The following is a 26,692-nucleotide window of genomic DNA, read 5'->3' on the forward strand; positions in this document are numbered from 1 at the left end:
GAATTTTTAACATAAAAAAACGCCTCAAGTTAATGAGGCGTCTTTTTTATAATTGAAAATCAGGTTTTAATTCCCTTCCATTTTCTTTTTCAATTCTGCTAAAACATCTAAATCACCAAGTGTTGATTTTTCTTCGTTGTTTGAAGATGATGCCGGTTTAACAGAAGAAGATGAATTAGAGTTGTCTCTTGTATTCTTCTTTTCTTCGTCTCTGAAGATTCCTGTATGGGAAACTACAACTCTTTTGAATTCTTTGTTAAATTCGATCACTTTAAACTGAGCATCTTCTCCTTTCTTGATTTTAGATCCGTCTTCCTTCTCTAATAATCTTGATGGACAGAATGCTTCAACTTCAGCATCGTCAAACTGTACCTGTGCACCTTTGTCGAATACTTCTGTTGCTTTTCCTGCATGTACAGTTCCTTCAGCGTATTTAGTTTCAAATTTATCCCAAGGATTCTCTAACAATTGTTTGTGACCTAAAGATAATCTTCTTGCAGCTGTATCTAATTCCAGAACAACCACTTTCAATTTATCACCTACCGCACAGAATTCTGATGGATGTTTGATTTTTTTAGTCCAGGAAAGGTCGGAGATGTAAATTAATCCATCAATACCTTCTTCCAGTTCTACAAATACACCGAAATTAGTAAAGTTTCTTACTGTTCCTGTGTGCTCAGAACCTACTGGATATTTAGTTTCGATATTAGACCAAGGATCTTGGTTTAATTGTTTCATTCCTAAAGAAACTTTTCTGTCTTCTCTATCTAAAGTTAAGATTTCTGCTTCTACTTCATCACCAACTTTGACGAAATCACCTGCACTTCTTAAGTGAGTTGACCAAGACATTTCAGAAACGTGAATTAATCCTTCTACACCTGGAGCAACCTCAACGAATGCACCGTAATCTGCAAGAACTACTACTTTTCCTTTTACTCTGTCACCAACTTTTAAATCAGCAGAAAGTGCATCCCAAGGATGTGCTTCCAATTGCTTCATACCTAATTGGATTCTCGTTTTCTCGTCATCAAAATCAAGGATTACCACTTTTACAGTTTGTCCGTCCTCCAGGATTTCTGATGGATGATTAACACGGCTCCACGAAAGGTCTGTAATATGGATCAATCCATCAACACCACCTAAATCTACGAATACCCCGTAAGAAGTAATATTTTTAACAGTTCCTTCAAGAACCTGTCCTTTTTCTAGTTGACCAATGATCTCCCGTTTTTGACCTTCAAGATCTGCTTCGATCAACGCTTTGTGAGAAACTACAACGTTTTTAAATTCTGGGTTGATTTTCACAACTTTAAATTCCATTGTTTTTCCTACGAACTGATCGTAATCTTTAATCGGCTTAACATCAATTTGAGATCCTGGTAAGAAAGCTTCGATACCGTGAATATCCACGATCATACCTCCTTTCGTTCTTGATTTTACAAAACCGTTTACGATTTCGCCAGTATCATGAAGTTCGTTTACACGATCCCAAGCTTTAAGCGTTCTTGCTTTTTTGTGAGATAATTGTAACTGACCGGATTTGTCTTCTCTTCTGTCAACCATTACTTCCACCTCGTCGCCTACAGCAAGTCCTTGGTTATAACGGAATTCGTTTAAAGAAATAACTCCTTCAGATTTAAAGTTGATATCAACAATAGCTTCTTTATCTGTAAGTCTTACAACTCTACCAATAAGTACGTCATTGTCTTGTAGATTGTTAAGGGAACCGTTGTAGATTTCCTCTAGATCGCTTTTTTCCTGTCTGGCATCTGCATCTAATCCTGATTCGAATGAATCCCAATCAAATTCTTCTGGTGCTACGTTCTGGTTCAATAAAACCTCTGCTGTGTCTGTCGTTTCTGACATAAAATAAATAATTTGTATTCTAAATTTTTCAATTCTGGCTCAATGTGGTGGGATGAAAAATAGAGAAGATGTTAATTGTTAATGTTTTAACTGCGCCAAATGCTTCCACAAAAAGTGGTGCAAAGATAAGTGTTTTTTATGAAAGTGGTTGTATGTATTTTTAAATATTCCGAAGCTATTTCCGGCTGGAATTTATCCTGAGCATGTCGAAGGACTATCTTTTTTCCCACCTCCTTTTCCCTTCACCGACAAAAAAAAGGATGCCGCTGCAATCCGGGCTAGAAAATTCTTCGCTTTACAGAAAATTGGAACATTAAAACAATTAGTTGAGATTTTATCTTATCGAAATATAAATCGAAACTTTCTGTCAAAATCTGCAGTATCATCATGTAAGGCTATAAAAAAAATTGAGCGTTCGGAAGAACGCTCAACAAATAAATTCAGAAATAAGAATTATTTTTTAATCAATCTGGTCACTTTTAGGTTCGTACCATCATTAACTTTAATTAAATATACTCCTTTGGTCAGATCTTTTACGTTGTAAGATTCAGAAACTTTAAAAGTTTTAACCATCTTCCCACTCGCATCATAAATGCTCACAGATGTTTTGGCTCCCAATGATTCGGATGGAATATCTAACTTAAAAAAGTCAGCCGTCGGATTTGGATAAACAACTACTCTGCTATCGTATTGTCTTGTTTCTGTCGTTCCTAGGAATGTTGCAACATAAGTAATTACAAAAGGAAGTTCCTGATTTGTTAAACTGCCACCGTCTTGTAGCGGAAGCCAACCAGTAGTACCAAATTGTTGTGCGTTTGCACCAACCGGAGAAACTACTCCAACAGCAGTTGTAAGTGGCAAGAACGCAGCACCATCATTGGTCGCATGTACTTGATAATCTATAAAATAAGTTCCGGGAGTTAGCGTTTTAGCAACATTTCCTTTTACTTTCCAGATTCTTCTGGTTGTTCCACCTGTAGCAGCTGTTCTATAAATAAAAGAATCTGATGCGCCTGCAAAGATATTAGTTGTAGTATCACCAAAAACCGTGGTTCCGGTTGTAGGATCTCCATTTACAATTCTTAAGTTTAACTGATTAAAAGGCATCACCGTAGATCCTGTTTGATAGGCATAAACCTCTACCGAAGATATTGCCCAGCTTTCTGCAACAGGCACTATAAAATCGTCTGCAAGTCTAAAATTTGCGGTTGCCGAAATATATCCCGCCGCACCTAAACTTGTATTACCACCTTGTAACTCACTCCAGGTATAGCCTGCAGGGGCAGTTGTTCCGCCAGATGTTGTTGCACCTGTACTCAACGGTCCGTTGTTGTAAGTTTGTGCATTTAGTAGCGATCCAAGAAGGACTGCTACAGAAAATAGTTTTGTTTTCATATGTTTTTTTTTAGATGATCAAATATATAACTTGTTTTCATTTAAATAAGTTATTTTCTCAATAAATAAATATTTTTTAATTTTAGTTAATATTTTTTAGCTTTATCATTAACTTAATACTTTCCTTTTGCTAAAATGGCAATTTACCGCTAAAATTTGTTGTTCAGCAACATCTCTTATTATTTTATTGAATTGAATATTTTAATCAACGCATTATTTTACCTTTGCAAAATGGAATTACAGTCACTCTATCAAAATTTGCAGATTCAAGACATGAATCAAATGCAAAAATCTGCTTACAAAGCTTCCGAAAACGGAAAAGATCTTCTCCTTTTATCTCCTACAGGTTCAGGAAAAACGCTTGCTTTCCTCTTTCCGGTCTTAAGAAATCTTAAAAAAGAACTTTCAGGAATTCAAGCCATGATCTTAGTTCCTTCGCGAGAATTAGGCTTGCAAATAGAACAGGTTTTCAAATCAATGGGAACTGATTATAAAGTAAGTGTTTGCTATGGCGGTCACGATAAAAAAATTGAAGTCAATAACTTGATCGAAGCTCCGGCGTTAATAATAGGAACACCCGGAAGAATTGCTTACCATTTAAAAAACGACAATTTCGACGCCACTACGATCAAAACTCTCGTTCTAGACGAATTTGATAAATCCTTAGAATTTGGCTTCCACGATGATATGAGTTTGATCATCAGTGAAATGCCACTTCTCTCCCAAAGAATTCTGACATCTGCAACTGCGATGCCTGAAATCCCATCATTCACAGGATTGAATAACGAAGAGAAAGTCGATTTCCTGAAAGTGTTGGAAATAAAACCGGATTTTCAATTAAAAAAAGTCATCACGACTTCAGAAGAAAAACTGGAAACTCTTTTTCAACTTCTCTGTAAAATAGGAAACAAAAGAACTTTGATTTTCTGCAATCACCGAGACGCGGTTGATCGTATTTCAGAATTATTGAAGGAGAAAGGAATTTCCCGCGAAACTTTTCACGGCGGAATGGAACAAGATGAAAGAGAGCGCGCTTTACTGAAATTTAAAAATGACTCTTCCCGAATTTTAATTACTACAGATTTAGCTTCCCGTGGTTTAGATATTCCCGAAGTAGAGTCAATCGTTCATTATCAATTGCCACCGAAAGAAGATGCTTTTATCCACCGAAATGGTAGGACTGCGCGAATGAATGCAAAAGGTTTTGTTTATTTAATAATGACTGAAGATGAGAATTTTCCTTTCATTAAGAAAAATACGCCAGAAGAAAAATTGACGCAGGATTATAAAATGCCTTCGAGAACGCCGTATCTTACCATCTATATAAGTGCCGGAAAAAAAGACAAGGTAAATAAAGTTGACATTGTAGGTTTCCTCATCAAAAAAGGAGAATTAGAGAAAGACGATATCGGTCTCATCGAAGTGAAAGACACAACTTCTTATGTTGCAGTCAACCGACAGAAAGTGGTTGCACTTCTTAAAAAGCTTGAAAATCAGAGACTGAAAAATAAAAAGTTGAAAATTGAAATTGCTTATTAATTAACTACGAATACACGAATTTCTTTTCATTTGTATTATTACATTTTCTTAATACAACTTACATTATTCGTGTATTCATGGCATAATTTTATCGCTTTAAAACACGATTAATCTCGTTATCACAAAGTCTTTAATTTTATTTAAATTTGAAGTTGTCATCTATTTAAAATGAAACTAAACTTACCCGACAAACTCTACTACACCATTGGTGAGGTTGCAAAAGCATTTAATGTAAATACGTCTCTGGTTCGCTATTGGGAGCAGGAGTTCCCCATCATTAAGCCTAAAAAAAACAAAAAAGGAAATCGTTATTTCACGCCCGAAGACATTAAAAATCTAAAAATCATATATCATCTTGTTAAAGAGAAAGGATACACGTTAGACGGTGCCCGAATTGCATTAACGACCAATTCTAAAATTTCGGAAACCGTGAGTATGATCGACCGTCTGGAGTTTGTGAAAGCCGAATTACAGAAACTCAAGGATTCACTCGTGGATAAACCCGAATAAAAAAGGTTATTTTCTCCCTCCGAAAAGGTGTAATCCCTCATTAATTTTTTTGGTAATGAAGTTATGTTTGTATAAATATAACACGATGAGTTTCCACCTTCAAATCGCCGCTGCAAAAAGTTATTTCTTAGGACTCGCTACTTCCGGAGCGATCCTTTTTTCGGGTTTACTTTATTATAATTCGAAAAATCATCAAGAAGAAACACCGGTGTTTTCAAACGTGGATTATGTAGCCGCAGAAAAAATTTCGTTACAGGAATTTAATCCCAACGAGTTGAATGCAGACGGCTGGCAAAAGCTGGGTTTTACAGAAAGAAAAGTCGCCACTATTTTAAAATATAAGGACGTAGTTGGCGGAAATTTCAGTTCTAAAGAGCAGTTAAAGAAATGCTACGCAATCTCTGAAGAAAAATTTGAAGAACTGGAGCCCTTTATCTTACTTCCGGAAACCTCATCATCTTCCTCAAAAAATTATTACTCAAAAAATTCGCAAGGTTATAAAAGTAACTTCGCGAGTTATTCCACCAATTATAAAACTTTCAAAAAGAAAGAGCTGATCATTCCCGGGAAATTTAATCCTGATCATTTTAGTGGAAATGATTTTATGAAAATGGGATTTTCAGAAAATCAGGCGAATTCTATTTTAAAGTACAAAAGTTATTTGGGTGGAAGTTTTATCAGCAAAGAAAAATTTAAAGCGTGTTTTATCATTAGCGAAGAGAATTACAGAAAAATGGAACCTTTTCTTCTGTTGCCGCAAACTGCGCCTGCAACTTCTTCCAATTCTTCTGAATTCAAAAATTACAAAACTGAAAAAGTTAAAGTTTCTTACCAAAACTTTGATCCAAATACAACTGATTTTGAAGGTTGGAGAAAACTTGGTTTTTCTGAAAAGCAAGCACAGGTCATTCTTAATTATAGAGACCGAAATCTAAGAGGAAGTTTCAAAACATTGGAAGATATTCAGAAGTGCTTCGTAATATCTGAAGAAAAATTTGAGGAAATGAAACCTTTTATCGTTTTGAACCCTGATAACATCAAGACTAATTCTGCAAAAAAATATGAGGGAAATGCCACTTCAAATTCAAAAATAACCATGTCGGAATCCAAAACAGATTTTTCTGCAATTGATTTGAATCAAATTACTTTTAAACAGATGATCGAGTTTGGTTTCGACGAAAAAAGTGCTGCAATGATGCTGAGTTTCCGCAAGAAATTAGGCGGTTTTATAAATACGCAGCAGATCATTGACACTTACGACATTGATAAAAATTTAGCGCAAAAACTGGTTGCGACTTCAAAACTCGACAATTCTAAAGTGGCAAAGTACACTTTAGCAGATGCGCCGGAAGATTGGTTAAAAAATCATCCTTATTTCAAATATTCTGCAGACAAAATCATCTACTTTCGAATTACCAATCCTAACGAAAAAAAGATCTGGAAATTCATCAAAGTTAAACCGGAATACGAAGCTCGGATGAAGTTATATCTTAGTCTAGATTAATTATTAAAATGTACCAAATAAAATCCCTTTCAGAAATATTGAAAGGGATTTTCAGATCATTATTTCAACGATCTATTTTTTAATGATCTTAATTGATTGTGCATCCAGTTTTAAAATATAAACTCCAGATTTTAACTGCTGAACATTTATTGAATTCTTAGTTTTGAATGGTCGGCTTTCGGTGTAGATCAATTTACCAGATAAATCGAAAACCGAAGCATTTTTAATTTGGTCAAGATTTCTTCCTTTAACATTTAGAATACTAGAAATAACAGGATTTGGATAAACTGAATAATTTTTTTCAGTATCAACCTCAACTTTTGAATCTGCTAAAGTCCCGATATCTTCGCAATAATCGGGAGGGTAAGCTTGCCATTCTGCCAGAGAAAAAGTGTTGGTTGGCTGCTTAATCCCATTCAACCGATATAATGAAATATTTCCTAAGGTATCAGTATTGCTAATATCTTTCATCCCAATCGCATCAACAATTGAGGAAGCATAACGGAGTTCTAAATATTGACTTCCAGAATAGGTCAGTTGTGGTGCAGCAGTAACAAATCTTGCATCATCATTCGTTACACAAGAGAAATTGGCATTGGGATTTAAAACGGCAAATGTTTCATTATTCTGCACTATGCCTTCAAATTCATAAGGAGCTGGAAAGTAGTAACCATTCGGTCCGTTAAACTGAATGCTTAACCGGTATTTATTCAAATTGACAGCATGACCCGTTCTGTTTGTGATTTCCAAGGCTTTGTTATCGGCAGTTCCTTCCAGATATTTCGTGATCATTAAATCTTTCGAATAAATATCGGATTCTAAACTGGTGGTTAAAATCGAATTACTGTCGGGTGATTCTAAATAACCGTTGTCATAAGCCCGAACGGTATAATGATATAAAGTCGAAGGAATTAAATGATCGACACTGATCATCGTATTTTTTGTAGTCGCAACAAAGGTTCCGTTTTGATAAATATTATAGCCAAGAATATCAGTTTCTGTTGAAGCTGCCCAATTTAAATTTACAAAGTAAGCACTGTTTTGCTGAACGTTCAGGTTTACAGGTGATTGCGGAATTATGCCATCCGGAGTTTGTGACCAGATCATATTTACCCATTCTGGATGATCAATAAAGGGATTTCTATTTTTCTGAATGAAATAAACCTCATTATTTCTATCGATCTCTCTTTGCGAAACTGGATCCTGATTATTCCATTGAAGCAACATCGCGATATACCAGTTCTCAAAAGCTTTTTCCTCCGTACCATCTAAGGGACTTTTATCGTTAGCCGCTGAAGTTCCGTTGTAGAAATTAAAAGAACTCAGTTTCCCTTCATATCTAACGGCGAAGTAAAGTAAGCTTCTGGCTACATCGCCTTTAAATTCATCGATCGGTTCATAAACTCTACCGGTGTAACCTGCATTTGGAGTACCGTTTGAACTGATCTTCGAACCGTTTGTAAAAGTGTAATAATTTGTTGCTCCCGCTTTTCCGTAAGGATAATTACTTCTTAACTGATTAATTCTCGCATCGGTTGGAACTACAAAAAAAAGATCCGAGTACATTGGATAGTTGCTGTTAAAAGTACTTTGCGGCATCATATGTTCTCTGTTCCAACCCTGCCCTTCTGCATTTGCAGATCCTATCGCGTTTGCTATCGTATATTCATAGGCATCTGGACCAGCAGGAATTTCAGAATAGATATCTAAAAAAATGGTCGTATTGGTTGCATCATGATCGTAATATCGATCTAAATCGCTTTGATTGTAAAAAGCATTTAAATCTCCGTAATGCCAACTGATATTTCTCTGCGAAATGATGTCGTGTAATTTTGACTTTAAAGCGTAACCGGTCAAAATCGAAGTTCCACCATAATAATTTGCAGGAATTTGAGCAAAACCAAAAAAGGGAAGCAGGAAAAAGGGAAGTAAAATTCTTTTCATTGATAAAAATATTGGGTGCTAAAGTAAAGATTTAAGTGATGGCAGAAATACATTTCATATTAAATTTTTGAGGCTAAATGTGTACAAATCGATGATTACCAAAATGTATCAACTACAGCATAGTATTTTCTTATCAAAAAATATTTTCAGACTTAAGCATTTTAATTATCTTTGAAAACAAATAAATGATATGAATAACGATACTCTACACAACATTAATATGATAGCAGAAACTGCGCGGGATTTTGCAGAAAAAAATATTCGTCCGAACATTATGGATTGGGATGAAAGTCAGACTTTCCCGGTTGAACTTTTTCATCAGCTAGGCGATATGGGATTTATGGGAATTGTTATTCCTGAAGAATATGGTGGTTCTGGTTTAGGTTATCACGAATATGTGACGATCTTAGATGAAATTTCTCAGGTTGATCCTTCCATTGGATTATCCGTTGCAGCTCACAACTCCTTATGTACAAATCATATTTACGAATTCGGGAGCGAAGAGCAAAGACATCGCTGGTTACCACAATTAGCCTCCGGAAAAGTGATCGGAGCCTGGGGATTAACTGAACATAATACAGGATCAGATTCTGGCGGCATGAGTACAACTGCTGTAAAAGACGGCGACGAGTGGATCATTAATGGTTCAAAAAACTTTATTACACATGCAATTTCTGGTGATATTGCGGTGGTAATGACAAGAACAGGAGAAAAAGGAGCAAAGAATAATTCTACGGCATTTGTTTTGGAAAAAGGAATGGCAGGTTTCACTTCTGGTAAAAAAGAAAACAAATTAGGAATGCGTGCTTCAGAGACCGCTGAATTAATTTTTGATAACGTAAGAGTTTCAGATGCAAACAGATTAGGTGAAGTTGGTTCAGGTTTTAAACAGGCCATGAAAATTTTGGATGGTGGTAGAATCTCAATCGCTGCTTTAAGTTTAGGAACAGCGAGAGGAGCTTACAAAGCTGCTTTAAAATACTCTAAAGAAAGACATCAATTCGGAAAAGCGATCAACGAATTTCAGGCGATCAACTTTATGCTTGCTGATATGGCAACAGAAATTGATGCGGCAGAATTGCTGATCCAGCGTGCCTCGACTTTGAAAAACGCGAAACAACCAATGACGAAGGAAGGAGCAATGGCGAAACTTTACGCTTCTGAAGCTTGTGTAAGAATTGCCAATAATGGCGTACAGATTTTTGGAGGTTACGGTTATACCAAAGATTTCCCTGCAGAGAAATTTTACAGAGATTCAAAACTTTGTACGATCGGCGAAGGAACTTCGGAAATCCAGCGACTGGTTATCGGAAGAGAAATTTCCAGATAATCGATCCGAAACATATTAAATTAAAGCACCGAATTTTCGGTGCTTTTTTTTGAAATGAACAGATAAATGCTGATGATTACGGTTTCCGCAATTAGTATTGTAAATGATTCTGTTTTTCATAAATATTTTTGATTTTGTTTCAAATTAATTAATACATTTGATTCTTCTTAAACAAAATTAAAAATTCATTTAATCTATGAAAACAAAATTATTATCGATCGCTTTCGTAGCAGTTGCCGGTTTTACCTTTGGTCAAACCGGCTCTTTGTGGACAAATGCGGCTAAATCTGCAGATTCGGAAGTTTTAGGGAACAAAACTTCGATCGCCAGTCCCAAATTATTTGCCTTAGATGTAGAAGGTTTAAAAGCCTCGCTAAAAAATTCGCCCAATAAAGTGGCGGTAGATGAAAAATCCTCAACCATCATTTCGTTTCCGTCTGTCGACGGAAAAATGGAGAATTTTAAAGTTTCTGAAAACTCAAATTTCGAACCGGCTTTGGCAGCGAAATATCCAGACATTAAATCCTATGTCGGACAGAGTTTAGACAATCCGGCGAATCTGATCTATTTTAGTGTTTCTCCACTTGGGTTATCTTCCATGGAAATTAACTCAGACAATTCTGCAGTTTTTATTGAGCCTTACACCAAAGATGTCTCAACCTACATCGTTTATCAAAAAACTGATAAAAAAGACAATTTAAATAAATTCGAATGCTCCACGATTGATGATGTAAAAAGTCAAGTTGATCTTAATGCACGTCCAAACGCAGATGACGCTGTGCTCCGCACTTTCCGTCTCGCTTTATCCTGCACTGGAGAATACACGACTTATTTTGGCGGAACAAAAGCACAGGCTTTAGCTGCAATGAATAACACGATGACTCGGGTAAACGGGGTTTTTCAAAAAGATTTCTCTGCAAGAATGGTTTTAATCGCTAATAATGATTCGGTGATTTATACCAACGCTTCGACCGATCCTTATTCAAATTCCTCGTCGATGTCACAGTGGAATGCGCAACTTCAGTCCACCTTAACTTCTGTTATTGGCGAAGCGAATTATGATATTGGACATTTATTTGGAGCTTCTGGTGGTGGTGGAAATGCAGGCTGCATCGGTTGTGTCTGCGTGAACGGATCGAAAGGTTCTGGAATTACTTCGCCTGCCGACAATATTCCGTCTGGAGATAATTTCGATATCGATTATGTTGCTCACGAAATGGGTCATCAATTTGGCGGAAATCACACTTTCACTCATTCTAATGAAGGAAGCGGCGTTCAAATGGAACCTGGTTCCGGCTCCACAATTATGGGTTATGCAGGTATTACTTCTTTAGATGTGCAACCACATTCTGATCCTATTTTTCATGCAGTGACGATTCAACAGATCACGAACAATATTAAAAATAAAACCTGCTCTGTAAACACTGCGACCGGAAATTCAATTCCCACCGCAAACGCAGGTTTAGATTATACGATTCCAAAAAGCACTCCTTTTATGTTAACCGGAACTTCAACCGATGCAAACGGTGATGCCTTAACTTATATCTGGGAGGAAATGGATAATCAAACAACTTCTGCAGCGCCAAGTGCGACAAAAACGACAGGGGTTAATTTCAGAAGCTGGATTCCAACCACTTCTCCAACAAGATACTTCCCAAGAATACAATCTGTTTTAGCAGGTGCAACAACAACTGCGGGTGCTGAAATTACGGTCGAAGCGCTTTCATCAGTATCAAGAACTTTAAATTTCAGATATACCGTTCGCGATAACAGAGTAACAGGCTCCGGAAATAATTCCGATGATGCAAAAATCACCGTAAATTCGACAGCCGGACCTTTCGCTGTAACGTCGCAGTCAACATCAACATCTTACGCAGGAGGATCTGCACAAACGATTACGTGGAACGTTGCCGGAACCACTGCAAACGGAGTTAACGCTGCAAATGTTGATATTCTCTGGTCCACCGACAGCGGAAATTCCTGGACTACTTTACTGGCAGGAACACCCAACGACGGTTCCCAAAATGTAAATATTCCAAACGCTGCAACTTCAACAGGAAGAATCATGGTGAAAGGAACAAACCATGTTTTCTTTAATGTAAACAAAGCGAACATTTCTGTAACAGCAGGTACAAGTGACACCGTTGCTCCAACTGCTCCTACTCTTTCTGCTTCTGGAACCACTCAAACAACCACAACGTTAACTTGGAGTGGAGCAACAGATAATGTGGGAGTTACAGCTTACGATGTTTATCAAGGGGCAACTTTATTAGGTTCTACGGCGAATTTGACAGTTAATATTACTGGACTTACCGCTTCTACTACTTATTCATTTAATGTAAAAGCAAAAGATGCTGCAGGAAATGATTCTCCAGCAAGTAATGCGGTTTCAGTAACAACCTTAGCTTCGACTTCAGATACTACGGCTCCAACTGCACCTAATTTATCAGCTTCCGGAACAACTGCAAGTTCAACCAATCTTGCCTGGAGTGGCGCAACCGATAATGTTGGCGTAACTGGATATGATGTTTATCAAGGTGCAACTTTATTAGGTTCAACCACATCAACCACTTATGCAGTTTCAGGACTTTCAGCTTCTACCAACTATTCTTTCACAGTGAAAGCAAAAGATGCAGCTGGAAATAGTTCTGTTGCGAGTAACTCAGTTTCTGTGATTACGGTTGCTAATTCTGTAAATTACTGCACCGCTTCTGCAAATAATACCGCAGATGAAAGAATTGGAAATGTAAAATTCAATACCATTAATAACAGTTCTACAGGAACAGCTGGATATGAAAACTTTACATCAGTTTCAACAAATGTTTTAAGAGGAAAAGTCTATTCATTATCAATTACACCAGTTTGGACTTCTACAAAATACAAAGAAGCTTACGCGGTTTACATTGATTATAATGGAAACGGAGTATTTACAGATACAGGTGAAAAAGTTTGGAGCAAAACTGGTTCTACAACTTCTCCAGTCACTGGTTCTGTTACAATTCCTACAACTGCGAAGTTAGGCGCAACAAGAATGAGACTAATGATGCAGTACAATTCTGTACCAACTTCACCTTGCGGAACTTATACTTATGGTCAGGTTGAAGATTATACAGTTAATGTAACTTCTGCTGCGAAAGAATCAGCAGTTGGAGTAGTTATTACAAAAGATCTTTCAATTTATCCAAATCCGTTAAAAGGACAAGTATTGAATATTTCTAATGCGGCTTCAAATGATTTCAAAATTTTCGACATGAGTGGAAAATTATTGCAATCAGGCGAAATTTCTGACAAAGTAGTGAATGTAAACAACCTGCCAAAAGGAGTTTATATCATTAGAATCGGAAACGTTTCAAAAAGATTTATTAAAGAATAAATTAAAATCTATTCGTTTTACAAACCGTCTCAATTTATTTGAGGCGGTTTTTTATTTATTAAACTGAATGTTTATCTTTGTTCAAATTAAAATTGAATGGAAAAAATAGACGCGCTGAATCAGGTTGCAGAATTTCACAAAACTTTTAACGCTCCGATTTTAGAAACTCCTCAAATTCCCTCCAGAGAAAGATGCGAATTAAGAGTTTCTCTGCTTCAGGAAGAATTAAATGAGTTGAAGGACGCAATTGCAGATAACGACATGGTAGAGATCGCCGATGCATTATGCGATCTGCAATATGTTTTGAGCGGTGCTGTTTTAGAGTTTGGTTTGGGAGAAAAATTCCCAGCCCTTTTTAATGAAGTTCAACGGTCGAACATGTCTAAAGCTTGTTCCAATCAAAAGGAAGCCGACGACACGATCGAGTTTTACAAAGAAAAAGGCGAAGAAGCTTTCTCTGAATTCTCCGGCGATAAAATTAATGTTCACAGAAAGTCCGATCATAAAGTTTTGAAAAATAAATATTATTCTCCGGCTGACCTAAAAACTATTTTAGAAAACTAATTTCCCTCAATTTAAAGTTCTCTGATCAAATGAAAAAAATCACTCAGATCTTATTAACTGCAACTTCTCTATTTTTAATCCTTCAATCCTGCGAAACGCAGAAGATCGTTGTTAACCGCGAAGTTGAAACCACAAACGACGGTAAAATGCTATTAGGACACCAAACAAAAAACCAGTTGCTGAAAGAACCTTACAGTTCATGGTATACAAACGAACACGATGAGTATGCAATTGATAAAAATGCAGTTGCAGAATTAAAGAAAGCAAAATTGAGTTCTTACAATATTACTCTGGTCATGGGAACATGGTGTGAAGACAGTCACCGGGAAGTGCCGCGATTGTTTAAGATCCTGGAAGCGGTTGATTTTCCGGATACCAAATTGACCATGATCGCTGTTAACCGAAAAAAAGAAGCGCCGAACGGTGAAGATGGCCCTTTGAACATACAGAAAGTTCCCACAGTTATCGTTCAAAAATATGGCAAAGAAATTGGTAGGATTATCGAAAGTCCACAGTCCGGCTATTTAGAACGCGACCTGGTCGAAATTTTGAAAAAAGATAACACCTCAATTAAAGATCTACTTAAATAAATTGAAAACGAACCAAAAGATATTATCATTTGTTTTAGGAGCTGCCGCAATGTTGCTCCTATTTTTCATTTGGAACAGCATTACGAAGAAAGCCGAAGATAAAGTTCAGAACGACTATTACATTATTACCAATCAGATTCGAAAGATGAACAAAATGGTGGTGATGGAACAGGATTTTTCGAGCATCCAGAAAACCAAAGTGACGTCGGAACTTTTTGGTGGAATGCTTCCAAAGAGCGAAAAAGAAATCATCACTTTTACCAAGACTAATGCTCAGGTTTCTTACGATCTTAATAAAATGAAGATCGAAGTGGATTCTGTAAACAAAAAACTGATCATCAAAGAATTACCCGACGCTGATATTCGAATTACACCAAGTGTAGAAATTCAGTCTTTAGATGATTCATTTTTCAACCGTTTCGATCAAAAAGATTTTCAAAAGATCACAAAATCTGCGAAAGATAATGCCTACAAAACCGTAAACCAGACCCGTTTGCGCAACGAAGGCCGAAAACAACTGCTGGAAAATCTAGACAATATTTTTGTTTTAGCCAAAGCCCTTCAATACACCATCGAAGACAAAACCGGAACTTTCGATGCGAGCAAGTTGTAAATAAATTCAGATCCAAATCTTTACAATCTTAAAATAAATTCAGAAATTAAATTTTCTGGACAAAAACGCGTTGCCATTTTGCCAAAAGTTTTTGATTGAACTATTGATATTTATTGCTTAACTGAACGCAAATTTCACTATCAATAATTCAATAATTCAATAAAAAAAGAGACAAAATATTATTTTTACATCCAATTAAAACAATAATTAGGAAAAAACGATTAGTCACGCTTGGAATCTTGGGTCTTTTTCTATAGCGCTCCGAAAGCGTTTCTGCCCAGGACTTCGTCGCACAAAAAATCACCAATTAAAATGGTGGCATTAGTCTCCTGATTTTTAAAGCAAATTCTGAAATAAATTCGGATTCTGCGAAAGACATTTTCAATAGATCTTAAAGCTGACCAAAGACGAAGAATTAAAATTGGTAAATTCAGAAAAGGATTTCACCGGAAATTTTGTGGACAAAAATATCAGTTTCATTACAAAACGTAAAGGTGGAAGATGGAATTTATAATCTTCATTATCAAAATGGAAATTTAGTAAACATAAACGGGGAAATCTTTCAGGATAATCCCAAGGTCTATTACCCGGAAATCTCTACAACAACTGCCTTTAATGAAGTAGTTAAAATTGTAGGTGCTTAAAAATACATGTGGCAGGACCGGTCGGAAATTATCTGATCGAACTTACAGACAGAAACGGTGACAAAACGACCAATAAGTTTACAAAAAAATAAACGCACGTATTTAAAACTAAGAAAAAAGTCGCCCGGAAATGAAAATTTTTGAGGCGCCTTTTTATTTAATTATAAATCATTAAATTTATCATTCTATTCTTTGACAAAGGCTTTGAAGAAAGACTGCAGAAGATCGACCTCATCAAAATAAATAACCAAAAAAATAAAATAATGCACCAGGACAAAGACAAAAAAGAAACTCCGGAATCCGAAGTTAAGAAGCAGAATGAGGATTTCCCCAATATTCCTGCAGCTTCAGAAAAAATTCAATCCGGAGACACCGCACACAAGGAGATCAAGAAAACCTCTAAACTTCAAAATGAAGGAAAAACCGATAACAACGAACACAACAGCGAAAATTAATTTTTCGCTTTTTTATTTCCGAGAACCTAAACCTCACACGTAATGAGAATTGTGATAAAAGAAGTTAATCATGAGCGCATCAATTCTAAACTCTGTTAAAAACCCTTAAACTTTATGCGCATCCCCGCTTTTGTCACGGTATTTGATACCTATCAAGTACCAAATCAAAATTTATTAACATTAAAAATTAAATTATGTCGTACACAATCGTAGGAATGTTCCCAACAAACGAAGATGCCGATAAAGCATCAAATAAATTAGATAACTCCGGTTTTGCAAAAGAAGAATACCAGGTCTCCGGCTACTCTACCACCGGAAATTACGATAAATCAACCAGCAATTATCATTACAAAGAAGACGAAAAAACATCTGGATTTTGGAACTGGCTTTTTGGTGATGACGAAGACGAAAAGAATAAATACAGTTATGCAGGAACCAAAAGCAACCTCTTAACGGTTTATGCGGACGATATGGAGCGTGCGGAAAAAGCAAGAGATATCATGAATGATCAGGGAGCGATCAACGTGAATGAATTTACAAAAGATCGGTATCCAAATCAGCAAAACAGTACTGATTTAAGTGAAAGAGAACATGCAAGAATCATCAGTAAAGCAAAAAATAATCTTTACATGACCGACGATAAAAGATTTTATGACGCAACGAGCGACGGTATGGAATCAGATATGGATCCGGACGGAAGCAGAAATACTTTCTAAAAAGATATCAGATAATAACCGGTTTCAATTTTTTGAAGCCGGTTTTTTTTTGGGAGCTATAACAGTATTGTATATTCCGAAGATTCCACCAGCTTTCACTACTCGCTTCCCGATGAATCGGGAGAGCTCAAACACGCCGTTCAATCTGGGCTAAAATTACATTTCGTTCTTCTTCCGAGGAATTTCAGACAAAATTTCAAAAAAATTCAGAGGAAATAAAATCAGAACCTCATAAAAACCCTAAAACTAAAAGCCTCTTTCATAGAAAATCCGTATTTTTGCAACCTAAAATTTCTCGTTCAAAATGATAAAAATTACTCTTCCCGATGGGAGCATCAAAGAATTTGAAAGCGCAGTAACTCCGCTTGAAGTCGCAAAATCAATCAGTGAAGGTTTAGCAAGAAATGTTATTTCTGCTTTGGTAAACGGAACGCAGGTTGAAAATACCACGCCGATCACGACAGATTCTACGGTTCAGTTGCTCACCTGGAATGATGATTTGGGCAAGAAAGCATTCTGGCATTCTTCTGCTCACCTTTTGGCGCAGGCGATCATGGAATTTTATCCGGAAGCTAAATTAACGATCGGACCTGCAATTGAGCAAGGTTTCTATTATGACGTTGATTTCGGTGATGAGGTTTTATCGGAGAAAGATTTCGAGAAGATCGAAAAGAAAATGTTGGAGAACGCGAAGAAAAATGCAACCTTCAGTATTTATCCGGTATCAAAAGCCGACGCATTAAAGGAATATCTCGACAATCCTTATAAAACAGAACTGATCACCAACTTAAACGATGGTGAAATTACCTTCTGTACCCACGAAAACTTTACCGACTTATGTCGTGGTGGTCATATTCCAGCAACAGGAATTGTAAAAGCCGTAAAAATATTAAACGCAGCCGGCGCTTACTGGAGAGGTGATGAGAAGAACAAACAACTTACAAGAGTTTATGCCATCTCTTTCCCAAAACAAAAAGACTTAACCGAATATTTAGAACTTTTAGAAGAAGCAAAAAGACGTGATCACCGAAAACTCGGTCGCGAATTAGGAATTTACGCCTTCTCTGAAAAAGTTGGTGCCGGTTTACCTTTGTGGTTACCAAAAGGAACCGCTCTACGAAAAAAATTAGAAGATTTTCTTTCTGCAGCACAGAAAAAATCAGGCTACGAATTCGTGATGACGCCACATATTGGGTCCAAAGAATTGTATGTAACTTCCGGTCACTGGGATAAGTATGGCGCCGACAGTTTTCAACCCATCAAAACTCCAAACGAAGGCGAAGAGTTTATGTTGAAACCGATGAACTGTCCACACCACTGCGAAATTTATAAAGTCGGTCAATGGTCATATCGCGATCTTCCGAAACGTTTCGCAGAATTCGGAACCGTTTACCGTTACGAACAATCGGGTGAACTTCATGGTTTAACCAGAGTTCGCGGATTTACTCAGGATGACGCGCACATTTTCTGTACACCAGATCAGCTGATGGCAGAATTCGAAAATGTAATTGACTTAACCTTATATGTTTTTAAATCATTAGGTTTCGAAGATTTCGTGACGCAGGTTTCTCTAAGAGATCCTGATAATAAAGAAAAATATATTGGCAGCGATGAAAACTGGAAAAAAGCAGAAGATGCAATTGTTCAGGCCGCCATCAAAAAAGGATTGAACTATGTGGTAGAATATGGTGAAGCCGCTTTCTACGGTCCAAAACTCGACTTCATGGTAAAAGATGCGTTGGGTAGAAAATGGCAGTTAGGAACGATTCAGGTTGATTACAACTTACCCGAAAGATTTGATCTTTGGTACACAGGAAGTGATGGTGAAAAACACAGACCGGTCATGATTCACAGAGCGCCATTCGGTTCTATGGAACGGTTCATCGCGATCTTGCTGGAAAATACTGCGGGAGATTTCCCATTGTGGCTAGCTCCGGATCAATTCACGATTTTACCGATCAGCGAAAAATATTTGGATTATGCAAAAAAAGTTTCACAATTGCTGGAAAATCACGATATTTGCGGAATAGTTGACGAAAGAAACGAAAAAACGGGTAGAAAAATTCGCGATGCGGAAATGAACAAACTACCATTTATGCTTATTGTAGGAGAAAACGAAGAATTGAATGGCACTATTTCTGTAAGAAGAAGAGGCGAAGGCGATTTGGGCGAAATGAGCGTAGAAGACTTCATCAGTTACTTCAAAAAAGAAGCAAAAATTAAAATTTAAAATATAACCAATTAAAATTTAAAACCATAGCACAGAAATTTCATTACAGAGGTAGAGGTCCACAGAGACGAGTTCAGGAAGATTTGCACCAGATCAATCAAAAGATCCGTGCAAGAGAAGTTCGTTTAGTAGGTGATAATGTGGAACCCGGCGTTTATCCGCTAGAAAAAGCTCTCGAAATAGCTAAAGACCTGGAATTGGATTTAGTGGTTATTTCAGACAAAGCAGAACCTTTTATTTCCAGAATTCTGGACTATAAAAAGTTTCTTTATGAGCAAAAGAAAAAAACAAAAGAGCTAAAAGCGAAACAAGTTAAGGTTGTCGTAAAAGAAATCAGATTCGGTCCTCAAACTGATGAGCATGATTACGACTTCAAGAAAAAACACGCAGAAAAATTCTTAGAAGAAGGTTCAAAATTGAAAACCTACGTTTTCTTTAAAGGACGTTCAATCATATTTAAAGATCAGGGAGAAATCCTTCTTTTAAAATTAGCCCAGGAACTAGAGCACGTCGGAAAAGTTGATCAATTGCCTAAATTAGAAGGTAAGAGAATGATTATGATGATGAGCCCTAAAAAGCCGGCTAAATAATTTGAAAATTTGGTGATGTGATCATTTGATGAGTACATCGCTTTGAATTATAATATTAAAGAGACTCTTTTGGAGTCTCTTTTTTTTGTTTTTAGAAATAATCATTTTTAATGAGTATTGCTTTATTGGCAAAAAGAAATATTTAAGAAGGCTCAAGGTCGGGAGATTTTGCGCAGCAGATTGATTAAACTTTTAAAATATATCTGTAAAATGTTAGATTTGTAAATACATTACACACAAATGAAAAAAATCGCAAAAATACTGCGCGAAAACAACGCCGAAATCATGAAACGTTGGGAGGACAAAGTTTTGCAAGAAGTGCCTGCTAGCAGAGAAGCAAACTCAGTTGCGTTATATGACCATTTACCAAATCTCATAAACGATATCGCCGACATCATGTCGCGATACCCTGAATTGCAAAATATTTACGAAGATGAAAAATTTAAAGAAATTTTTCAAAATAGCGAAAATCATGGTAGACACAGGTCGACCTCACCCAACTACACGGTTGAACAGATTGTACACGAATACATTATCTTTCACCATACTTTGAGTGAATTTATAAAATCTCAAGATTGTTATGTCATTCAAGTTTTGGATTTACTTAAGTATGCAATCGAAAACTCAATTCTAAAATCAGTCGGTTCATTTTCCCGTTCCATACAGGTAATGCAGGAAAAGTTGATTGCAACCCTTGCACACGATATTCGAAATCCACTTTCAGCTGCCCAATTATCTATAAAAATGATACAGGATGTACAGGATAATGAGTACTCCGCAAAAATGCTTGAAACAGCCCATCGAAGTGTGCATAACGCTTTAAGCCTTACTGAAAATCTCATGGACGGTATTTCCGTAAAAGCGGGCGAGGGAATGATGCTCCATTTTGAAAATGTCGACATTTTGGAAGATATTAAATGGGTATTTGCTGAATCGAAAGAAGTCTACGCAAGCGAAATATTCTTAAAATGTCAGGAAGATCAAATTAGAGGTGTTTTTGATAATATTGCAATCAGGCGTCTGTTAGAAAACCTTATATCCAACGCGGTAAAGCATGGATTTTCGCAACGACCTATCACCATTAGTCTTAAAGACAGTAAAGATGCCATAGAGATTGTAATTCAGAATTATGGCGAACCTATTTCTGCAGAAAAACGAGCGCACATTTTTAAATTTTTAGGAAAAGATAACAATAGCAGCTGCAAAGTGAGGAAAAGTTGGGGAATGGGTCTTACTTTAGCTCAAATGGTGGCAGAAGCACATGGAGGAAATATTAAACTGGAAAATACAGAAGAAAATGGCACTTCATTTATCGTTACTCTTTTTAAGCATTTCAATCGACCGGGCAAAAGGCGTACAAAACTTATTGCCGAACATAAATAAAACAGAGGGAAATAAAACAAAGCATAGCAAATAATGTTTACCCCTTTTACACGGAAATGAGCATTTGATAAAACCGGTTAAATAATTTCAAAATTTGGTGATGTGTTAATTTGATGATTACATCGCTTGAATTATAAAATAGTAAAGAGACTTTTTTGAGTCTCTTTTTTTTACTACAATAAATGAAATAGTTTGATAAACGTCTTGAAGTCCGGAGACTTTACAGAGCAGTTTCAAATCTTTATAAGCGATACAAAGAGAAACTTTTAAAGAAAATATGATAAAATAAAACGTAAAAATTTACAACTCTACCTCAATAAATCCGTTTATGTATTGAATCGGCGATATTTTGGAGACAGAATCTTTGAGAGCACCGTTATCAGGTTATGAGTGAAAACGGAAGCATATTAAAAATTTAAACAAACCCTTAAGCCAAAAACGACTTTTTAAATTCCGGTTTCACTCTGTGTTTGGTCGCTTGTTCAAAAGCGTAGGCTAAAGAAATAATTTCACCTTCGCGATAAGGTCCGCTAAAGAAAGACAAACCAACCGGCAAATCATAAACTTTCCCGCAAGGAACAGAAATATGAGGATAACCGCTCATTGCAGCCGGCGCGGTAAGAGAAACTTCGCCCCATTTGTCACCATAAATAACGTCGATACTGCATGCGGGTCCAATTGTTAAACCAGTGATCGCATCCAGATTATTTTTTTTCATGATACTGTCAATAATTTTCTGAGATCCGTTATGACTATTTTTTAATGCTTTAATATAAACAGGATCATTTAAATCTTTTTTGGCTTCACTTTGTTCCAAAAGTTCTTGCTTAAAAGTCGGCATTGCTGCGTCTACATTTTCTTTGTTAAATTTTATCACGTCTGCCAAAGTTTTCATTTTAGCGTTCGTATTTGAAAGATAATTATTTACGCCACTTTTGAACTCATATTTCAACACTTCTAATTCGTCACTTCCCAATGCATTGATACTGTCTAAATAATCGAGTTCTACGATTGTGGCACCTTGTTTTTTGAGAACATCTAAAGCTTTGTCCTGTAATTCATTGAGGAATTGATTGTTATATATTTTCTTTTCCACGCCAATTCTTTTTCCCTTTAAACCTTCCTTATTTAAAAATTGGGTGTAATTGGTATTTTTACCACGACTTTCTTTAGTCACAGAATCCGCGCTGTCAACGCCTGTTAAAACTTCCAAAAGTATGGCTGCATCGGTGACCGTTCTCGTCAACGGTCCTGCGGTATCCTGCGTACTTGAAATGGGAATAATTCCGGAACGACTCACCAAACCAACCGTTGGTTTTATACCGACTGTGCCATTGATCGAAGCCGGACAAGTTACCGAACCATCCGTTTCTGTACCAACGGCGATCGCACATAAATTTGCTGAAACCGCCGAACCGGAACCTGCACTTGAACCACACGGCGAATGATCTAAAATATAAGGATTTTTTGTCTGTAAACCACGGCTGCTCCAACCGGACGAGGAATTAGTGGAGCGAAAATTAGCCCATTCACTTAAATTGGTTTTTCCTAAAATTACGGCGCCCGCATTTCTAAGTTGCGTCACAATAAAAGCATCTTTTTCTGCGATATGTCCGACCAAGGCTAGTGCTCCGGCGGTCGTCATCATTTTATCTGCAGTATCAATATTATCTTTAATCACCACCGGTATTCCATGTAAAGGTCCTCTTATTTTGCCATCTTTTCTTTCTTGATCCATGGATTTTGCAATACTTAAAGCGTCTGGATTGATTTCGATCATTGAGTTGATCTTCGGTCCATTTTTGTCAATGGCTTCAATTCTGTCGAGATAAAGTTGAGTAATTTGCGCAGACGTGTAAGTTCCTTTCTTCATTTTATCTTGAAGTTCTGAAACAGTGATTTCATCTAATTCAAAATTATTGTCGGATTCTTCAGAAATACTCTTTAATTTAGAATTTGGTGTTTTTGCGGTTAAAGAGTTAGTGACCAACAGTGTTGGAATACCGATCGCGGCCAAAGCTGTGGTCTTTAAAAAATCGCTTCTTTTCATGGATGGTTAGGATTTGAAGATAATAAGGATTACCACTTTGGAGATGTAAAAATGTCTAGATAGAAGAACTTTTTTTCATTAACAAATTTGTTGCTTAATATAATTTAAACAGGTTTCCTGATTTGCAAAAAGGTTAATTTCACCTCTTAAATAAATAAAATATTTTCCATTAGATATCTTTTCATTTATTGTAAAGATTTGTCCATTAGCTAATTTAATAACATATTCTTTGTAAGAGCCCATTTTTAAAGAGTAGCTACTTTTTTTATATTGAATGTCAACAATAGGATTTTTTTGTTCCCCAAGTTGATTTCTAGTTGGAAAAGCATTCAGAATATATTTTTGCTGAAGGAATTCAGATACAGCAAATAAATTATTTAATTCACCGTGATATTTATTTTCATTTATAAGCAAAGCATACTCATCTTTACTATCAATTTTTAATGCTAAAACATTTTCATCGAAAAAACCATGTTTAAATAAGTATGACCTGTCTTTAAGGTCAATCATTATTGTATTCTGTCCTAAATATTCCCATTTAGCCTTTTCGACAACACCATCTACAGAAATAATCAATTCATTTGTAGACCTAAAAATATAAACAGTTTTCGACTGACCAATTTCATCTAAAACGACCCAATGTTGATTTGTCAATAATGTTAAATTGTCGAGTCTTTGTGAAAACCTTTGGATTTTCGGTATTATGTCTGCTACGAATGTTCTCATAAAATTTTTGCTAACGGTTGGATATTACTGTTGGAGGAGACTGTTTTTAATGAAATGTAGGTATCTTTTTGTGGCTTTGCGATGGTGCGAATTAATATGCCAACTGTTTGTATTATAAAGTAGACTTCAGCAAATCTGAAATGTTCAACTTCCGATTCCTCCGCACTATTGCAAAACCGCTGTTATACTACGTTTCTAGTTTGATAATTTTCTACTATTTTTTAACTCTTCTTTCATTTGTTTTATTTTTTCAGGTTTTACAAAAATTTCAAAAACTATCACTAAAAATAAATCGTGCAAAGAATTGATGTCGTCTTTTGAAAAATTTAGTAATTCAATATCATCTTCAGGATGAGCACCTTGATTTCCAACGTCTTTAATAAGTTTAGAATATTCATGAAAAATTTCTGATAAGTCGAATTTAAGTTTATTATCGTTGGTTTTTAGCCATTCTAATTGTTTATAAAGTGTTTTTCCCTCCGCTCCTAAAATTTCTCTCGCAATAATTTGAAGACCTCTTCTAAACATCATCGTAGCAGAAATATTTTTATCATGATTCATTGCAAATAATGCTTCTGATATCGTTTGTTTCAACGATAAGTATTCTGAAGGGATATTATCTAATGATTCAGTTATTTCTGATGTAGGAATTGATAAAATTTCATACATGATAAATTTGTATTTATAAGTGAATTCTTCATCATCATATTTAACATCATCGATATCTATATTTGCTTCCATTAATTCCTCTTTGGAATTATAAATTTCTTTTATTTTTAATTTGACAAGTTGTTTAATGACGATTCTTAAACACTTCGGACATTTTAGTTGTAAAGTATAAAAAGCAGGAAACTCTACGTCGTCCTTAAATATACCTGATAAATATTTTTTTGAAATAATTTTTAGAAATACCTCTTTTTTGCAATAGTTACAGTATCCATCAAATTCGCCAGTGTATTCAAATTCTTTATAATCTTCATATAGAAATTTGCTGTTGTTTTGAAGATATTCAAAAAATTCAGTTTGGTTAATATTATTCATTGATTTCAGGTGTTTTGAGATGTCGTATAACGGTTGGGTATTTCTGTTGGCGGGGACTTGTTTAACAAGTCTTTGTAAATATAACAAATTAAGCAATTAGCGAAAATCTTAATGATAGGAACTTTCGGCCCGCTAATAGAAATACGTTGTTGGTGGCAGTATTTTTTACAGTAATGGTTTTTCAAATCCAGTAGTAAATTTTTCAAAATGTTGAGCGATTTCCAGTAATTTCCTATCAGTCCATTTTTTTGAATGTATTTGAATTCCAACTGGCATTCCGTTCTTATTTTTCCCAATAGGAATAACGACAATTGGATGTCCTGAAAATGCAGTCGTAAAGTTAAAAGAAGCAATAGCTTTTGTGTAACCTATTTTTTTATTATTAACTGAAAAGGGTTTTCCCGCAGATTGATGTTTATAGGCTTCAAAGGAACATACAGGAGTAATCCATATATCATAAGTTGTCAAAAAAGAATTATAAATTTCAGAAAATTGATCTTTATAATCTATTGCTTTTGCATAATTGATGTTCGTCAAACGTTGTCCCAGGGCCATTCCTTTTGCCCACAAATAGTCTCTGTATTTCAAACCAATAAATGCAAACATAAAACTTGCTAATAATGGTACTTTGGGATTGTTAATTCCTATTTCAAATCCAATGATCTTACTACATTCTAAATAGGCTTTTTGTTCGTCATATTTTGGATGGTCAATACTTAAAACATGGTTTTCATTTCTGATTTTGTTTATAAAAGTCCTAAACAAATCTAAATATTCAGCATCGACTTCTGTATCATTTATGGTTTCAGAATAAGCAATAGTTAATGATTTTTTGTTCCATTTACTGTTGTTTAAATTAGTAGGTGATAATTCTGGAAGTTCATATTTTGAGTTATTCCCTAAAACTTCCATCATTAAAATTAAGTCTGTTACATTTTTTGCAAAAGGACCAGGTGTAATAAAATGTCGTCTTCCTTGTGGTTTGTTTTTAACCTTGAGGTGACCTCTATTTGAGAGAAAATTTTCTGATGGACGCATTCCACAAATGCCATTAAAATGAGCTGGAACTCTTATAGATCCTCCCGCATCAGCTCCTAATTCTAACGGACTAAATCCAGAAGCGACCGAAACTGCAGAACCGCCAGAACTACCACCTGCCACTCTCGAAATATCATAAGGATTGTTGGTTTGTCCATTCCAAAAGTTTGTGCTTTGCCAATCAATACAGTAAAGCGCAGTATTTGTTTTGCCAATAATAATAGCGCCTGCATCTTTTAATCTTTTAACCAATTCTGCATCTTCTGTGGCAATATAATTTCTTAAAAAAGGATCTCCATTTGAGTTTTTTAATCCTTTTACTAGAAAACTATCTTTTATGGTTAATGGTAATCCATGAAGTAATCCCAATTCTTGGCCGTGTTCAATAGCTAAATCTTTTGCTCTTGCTTCTTTTAAAATTTCTTCTTTTTCCCTTAAATCTGATATGGCATTAATTTTAGGATTATATTTTTCAATTTGATTTAAAAAAGTGGTTACAGTTTCTACTACTGTTATTTCTTTATTTTTTATTTTCTTAACGAGTGCTGTTGCACTTTCGAATACGATATTTTCCATAATTTTTTTTGACAA

The 26,692-nt window shown here is 35.8% G+C and carries 21 protein-coding genes and 1 pseudogene; 15 read left to right on the top strand and 7 right to left on the bottom strand.

What is annotated here, in order from left to right; all coding sequences use genetic code 11:
* Positions 1–66: 66 nt before the first annotated feature.
* Both rpsA and ACZ9HT_RS14860 read right to left on the bottom strand, forming a co-directional pair.
* Positions 67–1,866 (bottom strand): 30S ribosomal protein S1, encoded by a 1,800-nt coding sequence (gene rpsA / locus ACZ9HT_RS14855; protein ID WP_476041280.1) that lies wholly within the window; start codon positions 1,864–1,866, stop codon positions 67–69.
* A 453-nt stretch (positions 1,867–2,319) separates the two neighbouring features.
* Positions 2,320–3,261 carry a T9SS type A sorting domain-containing protein gene (locus tag ACZ9HT_RS14860; protein WP_476041281.1) on the bottom strand — a complete coding sequence of 314 codons (942 nt, stop codon included), beginning with the start codon at positions 3,259–3,261 and terminating at the stop codon, positions 2,320–2,322.
* A gap of 231 nt (positions 3,262–3,492) precedes the next feature.
* On the opposite strand from ACZ9HT_RS14860, the gene ACZ9HT_RS14865 reads away from it, so the two are divergent.
* The 3 genes from ACZ9HT_RS14865 to ACZ9HT_RS14875 all read left to right on the top strand — a co-directional run bounded on the left by ACZ9HT_RS14865 (position 3,493) and on the right by ACZ9HT_RS14875 (position 6,814).
* Entirely contained in the window at positions 3,493–4,800 is a 1,308-nt protein-coding gene (locus ACZ9HT_RS14865; RefSeq protein ID WP_476041282.1) for a DEAD/DEAH box helicase, read from the top strand.
* A 168-nt stretch (positions 4,801–4,968) separates the two neighbouring features.
* On the top strand, positions 4,969–5,310 hold the full coding sequence (locus tag ACZ9HT_RS14870; protein WP_476041283.1) for a MerR family transcriptional regulator: 342 nt from the start codon (positions 4,969–4,971) through the stop codon (positions 5,308–5,310).
* Between the two features lie 85 nt (positions 5,311–5,395).
* Positions 5,396–6,814, top strand: coding sequence for a helix-hairpin-helix domain-containing protein (locus ACZ9HT_RS14875; RefSeq protein ID WP_476041284.1), 1,419 nt, complete (start codon positions 5,396–5,398; stop codon positions 6,812–6,814).
* 72 nt (positions 6,815–6,886) lie between these two features.
* On the opposite strand, the gene ACZ9HT_RS14880 is transcribed toward ACZ9HT_RS14875, so the two are convergent.
* Positions 6,887–8,758, bottom strand: a complete 1,872-nt coding sequence (locus ACZ9HT_RS14880) for an endonuclease (RefSeq protein ID WP_476041285.1) — start codon at positions 8,756–8,758, stop codon at positions 6,887–6,889.
* Between the two features lie 190 nt (positions 8,759–8,948).
* Between ACZ9HT_RS14880 and ACZ9HT_RS14885 the strand changes: the two genes are divergently transcribed.
* From ACZ9HT_RS14885 to ACZ9HT_RS14940, 12 genes and pseudogenes are all read left to right on the top strand, one after another.
* The gene (locus ACZ9HT_RS14885; RefSeq protein ID WP_476041286.1) at positions 8,949–10,088 is read left to right on the top strand and encodes an acyl-CoA dehydrogenase family protein; all 1,140 of its coding nucleotides are present in this window, start codon (positions 8,949–8,951) and stop codon (positions 10,086–10,088) included.
* 196 nt (positions 10,089–10,284) lie between these two features.
* Positions 10,285–13,461, top strand: coding sequence for a reprolysin-like metallopeptidase (locus ACZ9HT_RS14890; protein WP_476041287.1), 3,177 nt, complete (start codon positions 10,285–10,287; stop codon positions 13,459–13,461).
* 96 nt (positions 13,462–13,557) lie between these two features.
* Complete coding sequence (locus ACZ9HT_RS14895; protein WP_476041288.1) at positions 13,558–14,025, top strand: pyrophosphohydrolase domain-containing protein; 468 nt, start codon at positions 13,558–13,560, stop codon at positions 14,023–14,025.
* Between the two features lie 29 nt (positions 14,026–14,054).
* Positions 14,055–14,615, top strand: coding sequence for a TlpA family protein disulfide reductase (locus ACZ9HT_RS14900; RefSeq protein WP_476041289.1), 561 nt, complete (start codon positions 14,055–14,057; stop codon positions 14,613–14,615).
* Position 14,616: 1 nt separating this feature from the next.
* Positions 14,617–15,228 carry a DUF4230 domain-containing protein gene (locus ACZ9HT_RS14905; RefSeq protein ID WP_476041290.1) on the top strand — a complete coding sequence of 204 codons (612 nt, stop codon included), beginning with the start codon at positions 14,617–14,619 and terminating at the stop codon, positions 15,226–15,228.
* Positions 15,229–15,683: 455 nt separating this feature from the next.
* Positions 15,684–15,872: a hypothetical protein gene (locus tag ACZ9HT_RS14910; protein ID WP_476041291.1), complete on the top strand. Its 189-nt coding sequence runs from the start codon at positions 15,684–15,686 to the stop codon at positions 15,870–15,872.
* A gap of 263 nt (positions 15,873–16,135) precedes the next feature.
* Positions 16,136–16,327, top strand: a complete 192-nt coding sequence (locus ACZ9HT_RS14915; RefSeq protein ID WP_476041292.1) for a hypothetical protein — start codon at positions 16,136–16,138, stop codon at positions 16,325–16,327.
* 194 nt (positions 16,328–16,521) lie between these two features.
* On the top strand, positions 16,522–17,043 hold the full coding sequence (locus ACZ9HT_RS14920; RefSeq protein ID WP_476041293.1) for a hypothetical protein: 522 nt from the start codon (positions 16,522–16,524) through the stop codon (positions 17,041–17,043).
* A gap of 304 nt (positions 17,044–17,347) precedes the next feature.
* The gene (gene thrS / locus ACZ9HT_RS14925) at positions 17,348–19,273 is read left to right on the top strand and encodes a threonine--tRNA ligase (RefSeq protein ID WP_476041294.1); all 1,926 of its coding nucleotides are present in this window, start codon (positions 17,348–17,350) and stop codon (positions 19,271–19,273) included.
* Positions 19,274–19,356: 83 nt separating this feature from the next.
* Complete coding sequence (gene infC / locus ACZ9HT_RS14930) at positions 19,357–19,863, top strand: translation initiation factor IF-3 (protein ID WP_185113915.1); 507 nt, start codon at positions 19,357–19,359, stop codon at positions 19,861–19,863.
* 240 nt (positions 19,864–20,103) lie between these two features.
* The gene (locus ACZ9HT_RS14935) at positions 20,104–21,246 is read left to right on the top strand and encodes an ATP-binding protein (protein ID WP_476041295.1); all 1,143 of its coding nucleotides are present in this window, start codon (positions 20,104–20,106) and stop codon (positions 21,244–21,246) included.
* 276 nt (positions 21,247–21,522) lie between these two features.
* Positions 21,523–21,636, top strand: a pseudogene (locus tag ACZ9HT_RS14940) (IS1595 family transposase); the annotation flags it as partial.
* 37 nt (positions 21,637–21,673) lie between these two features.
* Here the strand turns inward: ACZ9HT_RS14940 and ACZ9HT_RS14945 are convergent.
* From ACZ9HT_RS14945 to ACZ9HT_RS14960, 4 genes are all read right to left on the bottom strand, one after another.
* Entirely contained in the window at positions 21,674–23,296 is a 1,623-nt protein-coding gene (locus tag ACZ9HT_RS14945) for an amidase (RefSeq protein WP_476041296.1), read from the bottom strand.
* A 78-nt stretch (positions 23,297–23,374) separates the two neighbouring features.
* Positions 23,375–24,022: a hypothetical protein gene (locus ACZ9HT_RS14950; protein WP_476041297.1), complete on the bottom strand. Its 648-nt coding sequence runs from the start codon at positions 24,020–24,022 to the stop codon at positions 23,375–23,377.
* 195 nt (positions 24,023–24,217) lie between these two features.
* On the bottom strand, positions 24,218–25,063 hold the full coding sequence (locus ACZ9HT_RS14955; RefSeq protein WP_476041298.1) for a DUF4145 domain-containing protein: 846 nt from the start codon (positions 25,061–25,063) through the stop codon (positions 24,218–24,220).
* Positions 25,064–25,228: 165 nt separating this feature from the next.
* On the bottom strand, positions 25,229–26,677 hold the full coding sequence (locus ACZ9HT_RS14960; protein WP_476041300.1) for an amidase: 1,449 nt from the start codon (positions 26,675–26,677) through the stop codon (positions 25,229–25,231).
* Positions 26,678–26,692 lie beyond the last annotated feature (15 nt).

Source organism: Chryseobacterium sp. UYP7, from assembly GCF_056279225.1.

Excerpts from the sequence above, each read along its gene's own strand:
- ACZ9HT_RS14890 (WP_476041287.1), top strand. The coding sequence starts at position 10,285 with ATGAAAACAAAATTATTATCGATCGCTTTCGTAGCAGTTGCCGGTTTT.
- ACZ9HT_RS14950 (WP_476041297.1), bottom strand. The coding sequence starts at position 24,022 with ATGAGAACATTCGTAGCAGACATAATACCGAAAATCCAAAGGTTTTCA.
- ACZ9HT_RS14945 (WP_476041296.1), bottom strand. The coding sequence starts at position 23,296 with ATGAAAAGAAGCGATTTTTTAAAGACCACAGCTTTGGCCGCGATCGGT.
- ACZ9HT_RS14920 (WP_476041293.1), top strand. The coding sequence starts at position 16,522 with ATGTCGTACACAATCGTAGGAATGTTCCCAACAAACGAAGATGCCGAT.
- ACZ9HT_RS14955 (WP_476041298.1), bottom strand. The coding sequence starts at position 25,063 with ATGAATAATATTAACCAAACTGAATTTTTTGAATATCTTCAAAACAAC.
- ACZ9HT_RS14885 (WP_476041286.1), top strand. The coding sequence starts at position 8,949 with ATGAATAACGATACTCTACACAACATTAATATGATAGCAGAAACTGCG.
- ACZ9HT_RS14915 (WP_476041292.1), top strand. The coding sequence starts at position 16,136 with ATGCACCAGGACAAAGACAAAAAAGAAACTCCGGAATCCGAAGTTAAG.
- ACZ9HT_RS14960 (WP_476041300.1), bottom strand. The coding sequence starts at position 26,677 with ATGGAAAATATCGTATTCGAAAGTGCAACAGCACTCGTTAAGAAAATA.
- ACZ9HT_RS14860 (WP_476041281.1), bottom strand. The coding sequence starts at position 3,261 with ATGAAAACAAAACTATTTTCTGTAGCAGTCCTTCTTGGATCGCTACTA.
- thrS (WP_476041294.1), top strand. The coding sequence starts at position 17,348 with ATGATAAAAATTACTCTTCCCGATGGGAGCATCAAAGAATTTGAAAGC.
- ACZ9HT_RS14880 (WP_476041285.1), bottom strand. The coding sequence starts at position 8,758 with ATGAAAAGAATTTTACTTCCCTTTTTCCTGCTTCCCTTTTTTGGTTTT.
- ACZ9HT_RS14865 (WP_476041282.1), top strand. The coding sequence starts at position 3,493 with ATGGAATTACAGTCACTCTATCAAAATTTGCAGATTCAAGACATGAAT.
- rpsA (WP_476041280.1), bottom strand. The coding sequence starts at position 1,866 with ATGTCAGAAACGACAGACACAGCAGAGGTTTTATTGAACCAGAACGTA.
- ACZ9HT_RS14875 (WP_476041284.1), top strand. The coding sequence starts at position 5,396 with ATGAGTTTCCACCTTCAAATCGCCGCTGCAAAAAGTTATTTCTTAGGA.
- ACZ9HT_RS14895 (WP_476041288.1), top strand. The coding sequence starts at position 13,558 with ATGGAAAAAATAGACGCGCTGAATCAGGTTGCAGAATTTCACAAAACT.
- ACZ9HT_RS14935 (WP_476041295.1), top strand. The coding sequence starts at position 20,104 with ATGAAAAAAATCGCAAAAATACTGCGCGAAAACAACGCCGAAATCATG.
- ACZ9HT_RS14870 (WP_476041283.1), top strand. The coding sequence starts at position 4,969 with ATGAAACTAAACTTACCCGACAAACTCTACTACACCATTGGTGAGGTT.
- ACZ9HT_RS14900 (WP_476041289.1), top strand. The coding sequence starts at position 14,055 with ATGAAAAAAATCACTCAGATCTTATTAACTGCAACTTCTCTATTTTTA.